This window comes from Rhodococcus ruber NBRC 15591, from assembly GCF_001894945.1.
GTDB classification, from domain to species: Bacteria; Actinomycetota; Actinomycetes; order Mycobacteriales; family Mycobacteriaceae; genus Rhodococcus; species Rhodococcus ruber.
Genome location: NZ_BCXE01000013.1, coordinates 149,572 through 158,924 on the forward strand (window position 1 = coordinate 149,572; position 9,353 = coordinate 158,924).

Consider the following 9,353-nt stretch of genomic DNA (forward strand, 5'->3'; position numbering starts at 1 on the left):
CGTCCGGGCCCGCTCAGCGGCCGCCGTCGGGTTCTCCGCAGTGCGCGGCGATCACGGCGCGCGCCGCACGCTCGAGCGCCACAGCGGCGTCCCAGCTGTCCCCGGACGGCAGGATCGGCTCGCCGACGACCAGGTGGACCGCCCCGCGGTGGATGATCCTGCCGTGCTCGGGCCACATCATCGCGCGGGTGCCGGTGATCGCGACCGGGACCACCGGAAGACCCGCCCGCGCCGCGATCACGAACGCGCCCAGGCGGAAGGACCGCAGCCCGGGGACCTCCGAGAGTGCGCCCTCGGGGAAGACCACCAGGCGCCCCCCGGTGCGGGCCACCTCGACCAGCCGGTCCGCGTCGGCCACGCTCTGTTCGCGTTCGGTGCGCTCGACGAACCGCGTCCCGAGCCGCCGCAGAAGGAACCCGATGAACGGTTTGCGCTCGAAGACCTCACCGGCGACGAACGTGTAGCTGCCCGGCAGGACCGCCGACATCGCGATGGCGTCCAGGAAGCTGGCGTGGTTGGCGACCACCACACAGTCCGGCAACCGCTCGAGATGCTCGGTGCCGTCCGCGGTCACCGGGGTGCGAGTCAGGCGCGCGAGGGCCCGTGCGGCCCGGCCCGCGGCCGCGCGGCGCGCCGGAAGGCGAGGCAGCACCGCCACGGCGACCAGGGTCGGCAGGCCGACCACGACGACCGTCGACCAGCACCACAGGGCGAACGCCCCGGTCCGGACCAGGTGTGCCGCGCGCCGCAGGCTCGGGACCGCGCCGCGGACGGCGAACCGGGTCAGTTGCCACCACACCGGCCGGGGACGGGCCCGCATGTCGCCCTGTTCGTAGCGTTCCCGGGTGGCCGACCGGCGGATCTTTCCGCTCGAGGTCTTGCGCACCGTTCCGGGCGGGGCGAGCACGATGTCGTCCGGCGGGGTCCCGAGCAGGTCCACCGCGGCCCCGACGATGCGTTCCCGGAGCCGGTCGAGGACGGCCGCTTCGGTCTCGCGTGTCTCGGCCAGAACGACCAGGCGCTCGGTGCCGCCCGTCTGCGCGGTGGTCGCGAACACCGCCACGCAGCCCTTGCGGATGCCGGGGATCTCGCCCACCGCCCGTTCGAGTTCCTCCGGGTGCAGGTTGCGGCCCGCCCGGATGACGAGGTCCTTGACGCGACCGGTGACGTAGAGTTCGCCGCCGTCGAGATAGCCGAGATCGCCGGTGTCGAGCCACCCGTGCCGCGACAGTGCCCGGGTCGCCTGCGGATTGCGGTAGTACCCGGCGGTGGCCGAGGGGCCGCGGAACTCGATCCGGCCCTCGCGCCGGTCGCCCAGCACGTTCGAAGCCGAGTCGACCACCCGGATCCGGTGCCCCGGGAGGGGGTGGCCGCAGGCGACGAACCGCAACGGGTTCGGATCCTCGTCGCCGGCGGGCACCGCGCGGCCCGTCCGCAGGAAACGCTCGCGGTCGACTCGGTCGATCACCGGGCCCCGCCCGACGGGCGGGAAGGTCAGTCCGACGCATGCCTCCGCCAGCCCGTAGACCGGGGCCACGGCCTCACGGCGGAGCCCGTAGGCGGCGAAGCGCTCGCAGAACCGGAGCACCGTCTCCGCATTCACGGCTTCGGCACCGTTGAACAGCATGCGCAGCGAGCCGAGATCGAGCCCGTCGACATCGGCGTCGGCGATTCTGCGCAGGCACAACTCGTAGGCGAAGTTCGGCGCCGCCGACAGGGTCCCGTGCTGGGTGTGGATCGCCCACAACCACCGCTCCGGCCGGCCGAGGAATTCCAGCGGCGACATCACCGCCACCGGCACCGCGAAGTACAGGCCCGACAACCACGCGCCGATCAACCCCATGTCGTGGTAGAGGGGCAGCCAGCTGACGAACACGTCGGAGGGGGAGACCTCGGCGGCCGTGCCCATCGCCCGGATGTCGGCGAGCAGATTCGCATGGGTGAGGGTCACGCCCTTGGGATCACCCGTGCTGCCGGAGGTGTACTGCAGCAGGGCGATGTCGCCGGCGGCGCGGGCGGCGCCGGCGGCCTCCCCGTAACCGGCCAGTTCACCCGGGGTCACGACGTGGCGCACCGTCTGCACCTGGCCGGCCGTCAACCGGGCCAGGCCCGCGGCCTCCGGGTCGGTGACCAGCACACGGACCCGGGCATTGTCGAGGATGCGCACCTGGCGGCGGAGGTGGTCGGCGAGCTGGGACGGACGTGCCGGCGGGTAGACCGGGACGGGGACACCGCCGGCCAGGAGCACGCCGGTGAACGTCGTGAAGTAGTCCCGGCCCGTGGGGAGCATCAGCCCGACCGCGTCCCCGGGGCGCAGATCGCGGGCGAGCAGTGCGGCGGACACGGTGCCGGCCGCCGAGTACAGCTCGCCGTAGCCGATCTCGCTCCGGTGTCCCTCGGTGAGGATGCGCAGGTGGACACGATCCGGATGGGTGCGGGCGTGCCAGGAGAGCGCCTCGGTGAGGGTGGCGGTCGCCTCCGGGGTCCGTTCGGCGGGTGCCGGCGCGGCCCGCCGCGCGGGCACCGGACCGCGGCGCTCCCGCGCGGGTGCGCGGTGCACCGCCTGCAGGAGCTGACGCGGGGTGCTCACGGTGCCGAGCGCCTCGCGGGGCAGGCGCACCGCGAAGGCCTCTTCGACACGGGAGAACAGTTCGGTGACCGCGAGACTGTCGAGGCCGAGATCACGATCGAAGACGCTGTCGAGGCGCGTGCCGGCGGCGCGGTCGATCGTGTACCGCTCGGCCACCAGATCGCGGACCACCGACAGCAGCAGGGCATCGTCCTGCCCCGAGATCGTAGGCTCGCTCACTGTCGTCTCGCCGCCTGTGGGAGGGACCGGTCGTCCTGCTGCCCAACATAGGCGCGAGTGCGGGCGACGAGAAGGGCCGAAGGCCCCCGGCCGGCCGGTTCACCCCGGTCCGGTGCCCGTTCGGTGCCGGCGGACCCGGAGAAGCCGGAACGGCTCGGCGAGCAGGAGCACGGCGGCCGCGAGATAGAACGCCACCGCGAGCTGCGGCAGGAACGCCGCCAGCACGGTCGAGGCGGCCATGAGTACCGCCGCCGACCACCGCTCGCGGGCCAGCGTCGGCAGTTCGGCGCGGCCCGCCTCGTCGGTCAGGTCGGCGGCGCGCACGGCGTAGACGACCAGCACGTTGCTCATCAGGATCGCCAGGGTCAGGTTCACGCCGAACGCCACCGTCGCCGGTCGTCGCGCCGCGTCGGCCAGGTGGGTCGCCATCAGGCTGGTGGTGAACGGCAGGAAGGAGACGAACAGCAGCAGCAACAGGTTCAGGCGCAGGAAGACCGCGTCGGCCGCCCGCAGCACGCGGGTGAGGTTGATGTGCTCGACCCACACCCCACCGATGAAGGCGAAGCTGACCAGGTATCCCAGAAACGAAGGCCATTCGGCACGCAGGTCCTCGAGCAGCCGGGTTGCCGATTCGGGTACGTCGAGTTCGAGGACGAGCAAGGTGATGACGATCGCGAACACTCCGTCGGAGAACGCGTCGAGCCGCGTGGTGGGCAGCAACCGGCCGCCGCGTCGCGGGGTGTCGTGGCGCGGGCGCGGCGCGCCGGAATCGTCCTCGGCGGGCGTCACCCCACGACCATGACACAGGCGGGTTCGGCGCAGTGGACGATCGGGGGGCGCCGGTGTTCGCGGTCGGATCAGCCCGGCTTGCGGCTGCAGAAGATGGCGGTGCCGGGAAACAGTTCCCCCCGCAGCGGGCTCCACTGGCCCCACTCGCGGTCGAGCCCCTCCGGCCATTCGGGTTCGACGATGTCGCGGATCTCGAGGCCGGCCGCGACGAGTTCGCGCACCCGGTCCCCGATGGTGCGGTGATGCTCGACGTAGGTGGGAACCCCGGTCGCGTCGACCTCCACGTACGGGGTGCGATCGAAGTACGGCAGCATCGCGGTCAGCCCCCGCTCACCCGGATCGTCCGGGAAGATCCAGCGGATCGGATGGTTGACCGCGAACACCCAGACCCCGCCCGGGCGCAGCACCCGCGCGACCTCCCGCATGACCCGTGCCGAGTCGGCGACGAACGGCACCGCCCCGAACGCCGAGCACACGATGTCGAAGCTCTCGTCCGCGAAGGGCAGATCCTCCGCACCGGCCTGCACGAGCGGCACCCGCGGTCCGCCGCGGTCCATCGCGGCCTGCCCGCGCGCGAGCATCCCCATCGAGATGTCCAGCCCCACCGCCCGGGCGCCCCGGCCGGCGAGCCAGCGGGCGCACGGCGCCGAACCGCAACCCACCTCGAGGACGTCCCTGCCGGACACGTCGCCGAGCAGGTGCACATCGTCCTCGTGCAGTCCCTCCGGGCACCACACGAACTCGCCGTCCGCCGAGTCCACACCGAGGAACTCGCCGTGGGTGCGGTGGTAGTCCGCGGCGTCGGCGTCCCACCAGGTGCGGCTCGCACGTTCGCTGTCCCTCGTGCCGAGGCGGGCCCGACCTGCGCGGGTCGTTCCCAGGACGGACTGGGCGTGGGCGTGACGGTCGTCGGACATGTCGTTCAGGGTAGAGCCGCCGGACGGGCGACACCGGCCCGGGTTTGCCCAGCTAGCACCGGGACGCGTAGCCTGAGGGTCGCGAGTGTCCGCCCGTGGCCCGACAGGATCCGGCGCGGTCGCCCGCGGCGGGGTGTGCGCGGCGTTCGCGCGGCGCGCGGTCCGCTCGTCCGACCGAACTTCATCAACCGACTACCAACCCGTCCGGAGCAACTCAACACATGCCCTCCACCACCGTCACCTCGCCGCAGGTAGCCGTCAACGACATCGGCTCCGCCGAGGATTTCCTCGCCGCCATCGACGCCACGATCAAGTACTTCAACGATGGCGACATCGTGGAAGGCACCATCGTCAAGGTTGATCGCGACGAGGTGCTGCTCGACATCGGTTACAAGACCGAAGGCGTCATTCCGTCCCGTGAGCTCTCCATCAAGCACGACGTCGACCCCAACGAGGTCGTCTCCGTCGGCGACGAGGTCGAGGCCCTGGTTCTCACCAAGGAGGACAAGGAAGGCCGCCTGATCCTGTCGAAGAAGCGTGCGCAGTACGAGCGCGCGTGGGGCACGATCGAGGAGCTCAAGGAGAAGGACGAGGCCGTCAAGGGCACCGTCATCGAGGTCGTCAAGGGCGGCCTGATCCTCGACATCGGCCTGCGTGGCTTCCTGCCCGCCTCGCTCGTCGAGATGCGTCGCGTCCGCGATCTGCAGCCGTACGTCGGCAAGGAGATCGAGGCCAAGATCATCGAGCTCGACAAGAACCGCAACAATGTGGTCCTGTCGCGTCGCGCCTGGCTCGAGCAGACCCAGTCCGAGGTCCGCAGCGAGTTCCTGCACCAGCTCCAGAAGGGCCAGGTCCGCAAGGGCGTCGTGTCCTCCATCGTCAACTTCGGCGCGTTCGTCGATCTGGGCGGGGTGGACGGCCTGGTGCACGTCTCCGAGCTGTCCTGGAAGCACATCGACCACCCGTCCGAGGTTGTCGAGGTCGGCAACGAGGTCACCGTCGAGGTTCTCGACGTCGATCTGGACCGGGAGCGGGTGTCGCTCTCGCTCAAGGCCACCCAGGAAGACCCGTGGCGTCAGTTCGCCCGGACCCACGCGATCGGCCAGATCGTCCCCGGCAAGGTCACCAAGCTGGTTCCGTTCGGCGCGTTCGTGCGTGTCGAGGAGGGCATCGAGGGCCTGGTGCACATCTCCGAGCTGGCCGAGCGCCACGTGGAGGTTCCGGACCAGGTCGTGGCCGTCGGCGACGACGCGATGGTCAAGGTCATCGACATCGACCTCGAGCGTCGCCGCATCTCGCTGTCGCTGAAGCAGGCGAACGAGGACTACAACGCCGAGTTCGACCCGTCGAAGTACGGCATGGCCGACAGCTACGACGAGCAGGGCAACTACATCTTCCCCGAGGGCTTCGACCCCGAGACCAACGAGTGGCTCGAGGGCTTCGAGAAGCAGCGCGAGGAGTGGGAGTCCCGCTACGCGGAGGCCGAGCGTCGCCACAAGATGCACACCGCTCAGATCGAGAAGATGGCTGCGGACGAGGCCGCCGAGGCCGCCGCGGGTGTCTCCGGCAGCAACTACTCGTCCGAGACGGGTGCGGAGACCGGCGTCGCCGAGTCGACCGGCGGTTCGCTGGCCAGCGACGCGCAGCTCGCCGCGCTGCGCGAGAAGCTGTCCGGCAACGCCTGACACGTTCGATCGAGGGGCCCCGCACCGATCCGGTGCGGGGCCCCTCGCGTGTGCCGCCCGGAATGGGCGGACGGAAGGGCGGCGGGCACCGGTGCCGGACACCACTGTGGCCCCGCTCCACGAGGAGCGGGGCCACAGTGGTGTGCGTCGCGCCGACCGGGGCCGGAACTGGTCAGCTCACCGCCGGGGTGGTGGCCCACTGGGCCGGCAGCTCGGCGGCGCGTTTGCGTATCGCCGCCTGGCTGTGGCGGGCGTTGCTGAGCAGCATGGTGAACCAGTTTCGCCGGTGTTCGGCGAGCGCGGCGGCCACCTCGGGGATGAGGATGCAGTGAACACCGTTCTCCATGCCGAGACGATGCCGACCGGGCAGCTGAGGGGAGGATCGCATGCGGTGCCTTCTCGAGTGGGGCGGGTAACGACGGTGGTCGGACGCTCGGTCCGACGATATCCGACGCGCCGATGATACTGGGGCAGGTGAGACCGGTGCGATCGGCGTGTTGCCGCCGAAACCGCAGGTCGCGACCTCTCTGTGACCCTGCTGTGACTGCAGTGTGACGACCGGCCGGTGTCCCGCCGCCGGGCCGGTGATGCGACACTGGTCGGCGTGCTGAGACTCGGACTGACCGGAGGTATCGGGGCGGGCAAATCCACCGTCTCCCACGAACTCGTCGCGCTGGGGGCGGTGCTCGTCGACGCGGACACCATCGCCCGCGAAGTCGTCGCGCCGGGCACCGAGGGCCTGGCCGAACTCGCTGCGGCGTTCGGCGAGGACATCCTGCTGCCGGACGGATCCCTGAACCGGCCCGCCTTGGCCGCCAAGGCTTTTGCCAGCGACGAGGCACGGGCGGTGCTCAACGCGATCACCCACCCCCGGGTAGGGGCACGCACCGCCGAGCTGGTCGCCGCCGCCCCGGCCGACGCCGTCGTCGTGCAGGACATCCCGTTGCTCGTCGAGGGAGGCATGGCGCCCGCGTTCCACCTCGTCGCCGTGGTGCACACCGACGCCGACGAGCGGCTGCGCCGTCTGGTCGAACTACGCGCGATGCCCGAGGACGATGCGCGTGCCCGCATCGCCGCCCAGGCCACCGACGAACAGCGCCGTGCCGCAGCGGATGTCTGGTTGGACAACAACGGCGAGCGCGACGTCCTCGCCGCGGCCGTGCGCAGGCTGTGGACCGAGCGGCTCGTGCCGTTCGAGGCGAACCTGCGCGGCCGCGTCCCCGTGCGGCCGGCGCCGGTGCTCGTCGATCCGAACCCGGACTGGCACCGGCAGGCGCAACGGCTGATCGCCCGGCTCGCGCTCGCCGCCGGGGGCCGCGCGCTGCGGATCGACCACATCGGTTCGACTGCCGTGCCCGGTCTGGCCGCAGTCGACGTCCTCGACCTGCAGATCACCGTGCCGGACCTCGCCGCGGCGGAGGCGCTCGACGACGCCCTGGCCGGGGCCGGCTTTCCCCGCATCGCCCACGTCGACCACGACGAGCCGCAGCCGTCGTACGGTGCCGGCGGCGAAACCGATCCGGCGGTGTGGGGCATGCGACTGCACGGCAGTGCCGACCCGGGCCGGCCCGCGTACGTGCACCTGCGGGTGCAGGGCTGGCCGGGCCAGCAGTTCGCGCTGCTGCTGCGGGACTGGCTGCGCGCGGACTCCGACGCGGCCACCGAGTACGCCGAGATCAAGCGGGCCGCGGCCCGCGACGCGGCGGCCCGCCACGACCCCGCCGAGGCTGCTGCGGTCTACGCCGAGGAGAAGGCGCCCTGGTTCGACGGCGCCTCCACGCGTGCCCGGGAATGGGCCGAGCAGACCGGATGGTCGGCCTGACGCGCGGGCCGGGGACGGCTGAGCGGCGGCTCAGCGCCAGCTGATCGGCATGGCCAGCGCGGCCAGCCACGCGTCGAGGTCGTGGCCGTGCGTGGCGATGCCGTCGACCGCCCGCAACGCTCGTTGCACCGCGCGCTCGGCGGTCCCGGGATCGAGCAGACCCGCCGCCGCGGCGGCGAGCAACTCGTCGACGTCCTCGACGGCGGTGTCGTGTCCGGTGCGCACCACGAGGTCGAGGTAGTGATCACGCGAATGCCACACGTCCCCTTCGCGCCAGAACTCGCCGATGTCGACGTACCGGTCCTGGTCGCGCTCGAAGCCGGGCCGGAAGTGGAAGATCGAGGCACGTAGGCCCAGCTCCGGCAGCAGCCACGACTCGAGATACCCGAACTGCGGGTGGTCGGCGGGCCGTGCCATGTACAGACCCCACTGCTCGACGCGATACACCTCCACCTTCCGCACGAAGCCCTTCGGGTCGACGTTGGTATGCGCGGCCACGTCGAAGGTCTCGACCTTGACGTGGTGGAGCTTCGCCTCGGACATGACCTGAACGTTACTGTGGTCCGACCCGGCGAACCCGACGGTGCCGGACCTACCGGCCCGTCGGCCCGGCCGGCGTCGGCCCGGCCGGCACCGCCGTCGTCGTCTCGTGCCCGTTGTCCTGCACGAGCGCGGAGGCCGGCAGCCGCCACAGCGCGCCGGCCTGGACGTAGTCGCCGGCGGACCCCGCGAAGTTCACCACCGTGACGACGAAGACGGTGAGAACGACGTCGACGGGCACGGTGAACAGCAGGGCCACCAGGACCGCGCCCCACAGCGCCACGGGAGCGAGCGTGACGGTCACGGCCGCGTTCCGCGTGAGCCAGGCGTCGCTGCCCGTCGTCAGGAAGGGGAACCGCACCGCGTACGTCGGACGCACACCGGAGAGGATCCGGGAGACCAGGCCGTGGGTCAGTTCGTGCACCGCCAGGTAGCCGAGACACGCCACGACGGTGACGACGATCGTCGGCGCCGTGCCCCAGCCGCTCCGCAGCGGCAGGTCCAGGAGTACCGCCGCGCCGAAGAGGACGGCGACGGTGAGAACGAGGACGGTCCGCACGGCCGCGACCGCCCGCGTGTCGTTCTTCAGGTCCAGCCGGGTGTGGACCCGGTAGTCCGGTGGCGGCGCCACCGCGGGCTTCGGATCGTTGCGAGCGTTCACGGGTACCCCCTGGAGGTCGCGGTCTCCCGGACGGACTGTCCGACGAGAGCCGGCGGTGGACGGCGGTCCGGTCCGACCGATCATGCCCGGCGGACGACTCCGTGTCCCGGCGGACGACTCCGTGTCCCGG

8 protein-coding genes are annotated in these 9,353 nt (G+C 71.7%); 2 read left to right on the forward strand and 6 right to left on the reverse strand.

Features of this window, described 5'->3' with window-relative positions:
- Nucleotides 1-13: 13 nt before the first annotated feature.
- From RR3_RS09400 to RR3_RS09410, 3 genes are all read right to left on the reverse strand, one after another.
- Nucleotides 14-2,809 (reverse strand): AMP-binding protein, encoded by a 2,796-nt coding sequence (locus RR3_RS09400; protein WP_064066327.1) that lies wholly within the window; start codon nt 2,807-2,809, stop codon nt 14-16.
- 99 nt (nt 2,810-2,908) lie between these two features.
- On the reverse strand, nt 2,909-3,598 hold the full coding sequence (locus RR3_RS09405) for a TMEM175 family protein (protein ID WP_017681324.1): 690 nt from the start codon (nt 3,596-3,598) through the stop codon (nt 2,909-2,911).
- A gap of 68 nt (nt 3,599-3,666) precedes the next feature.
- The gene (locus RR3_RS09410; protein ID WP_010595324.1) at nt 3,667-4,515 is read right to left on the reverse strand and encodes a class I SAM-dependent methyltransferase; all 849 of its coding nucleotides are present in this window, start codon (nt 4,513-4,515) and stop codon (nt 3,667-3,669) included.
- A 221-nt stretch (nt 4,516-4,736) separates the two neighbouring features.
- Between RR3_RS09410 and rpsA the strand changes: the two genes are divergently transcribed.
- Entirely contained in the window at nt 4,737-6,200 is a 1,464-nt protein-coding gene (gene rpsA, locus RR3_RS09415; protein WP_010595325.1) for a 30S ribosomal protein S1, read from the forward strand.
- A 172-nt stretch (nt 6,201-6,372) separates the two neighbouring features.
- Here rpsA and RR3_RS09420 read toward each other — a convergent pair whose 3' ends face one another.
- Nucleotides 6,373-6,588, reverse strand: coding sequence for a hypothetical protein (locus tag RR3_RS09420; protein WP_010595326.1), 216 nt, complete (start codon nt 6,586-6,588; stop codon nt 6,373-6,375).
- Nucleotides 6,589-6,804: 216 nt separating this feature from the next.
- Between RR3_RS09420 and coaE the strand changes: the two genes are divergently transcribed.
- The gene (gene coaE, locus RR3_RS09425) at nt 6,805-8,022 is read left to right on the forward strand and encodes a dephospho-CoA kinase (protein ID WP_026137901.1); all 1,218 of its coding nucleotides are present in this window, start codon (nt 6,805-6,807) and stop codon (nt 8,020-8,022) included.
- Nucleotides 8,023-8,052: 30 nt separating this feature from the next.
- Here the strand turns inward: coaE and RR3_RS09430 are convergent, their stop codons facing one another.
- Both RR3_RS09430 and RR3_RS09435 read right to left on the reverse strand, forming a co-directional pair.
- Nucleotides 8,053-8,565 carry a ribonuclease FAU-1 family protein gene (locus tag RR3_RS09430; RefSeq protein WP_064066328.1) on the reverse strand — a complete coding sequence of 171 codons (513 nt, stop codon included), beginning with the start codon at nt 8,563-8,565 and terminating at the stop codon, nt 8,053-8,055.
- Nucleotides 8,566-8,614: 49 nt separating this feature from the next.
- A complete protein-coding gene (locus RR3_RS09435; protein WP_064066329.1) occupies nt 8,615-9,223 on the reverse strand; it encodes a DUF3267 domain-containing protein in 609 nt (202 codons plus the stop codon).
- Nucleotides 9,224-9,353 lie beyond the last annotated feature (130 nt).

Coding starts and splice junctions, on each gene's coding strand:
- RR3_RS09410 (WP_010595324.1), bottom strand. CDS start 4,515: ATGTCCGACGACCGTCACGCCCACGCCCAGTCCGTCCTGGGAACGACC.
- RR3_RS09420 (WP_010595326.1), bottom strand. CDS start 6,588: ATGCGATCCTCCCCTCAGCTGCCCGGTCGGCATCGTCTCGGCATGGAG.
- rpsA (WP_010595325.1), top strand. CDS start 4,737: ATGCCCTCCACCACCGTCACCTCGCCGCAGGTAGCCGTCAACGACATC.
- RR3_RS09430 (WP_064066328.1), bottom strand. CDS start 8,565: ATGTCCGAGGCGAAGCTCCACCACGTCAAGGTCGAGACCTTCGACGTG.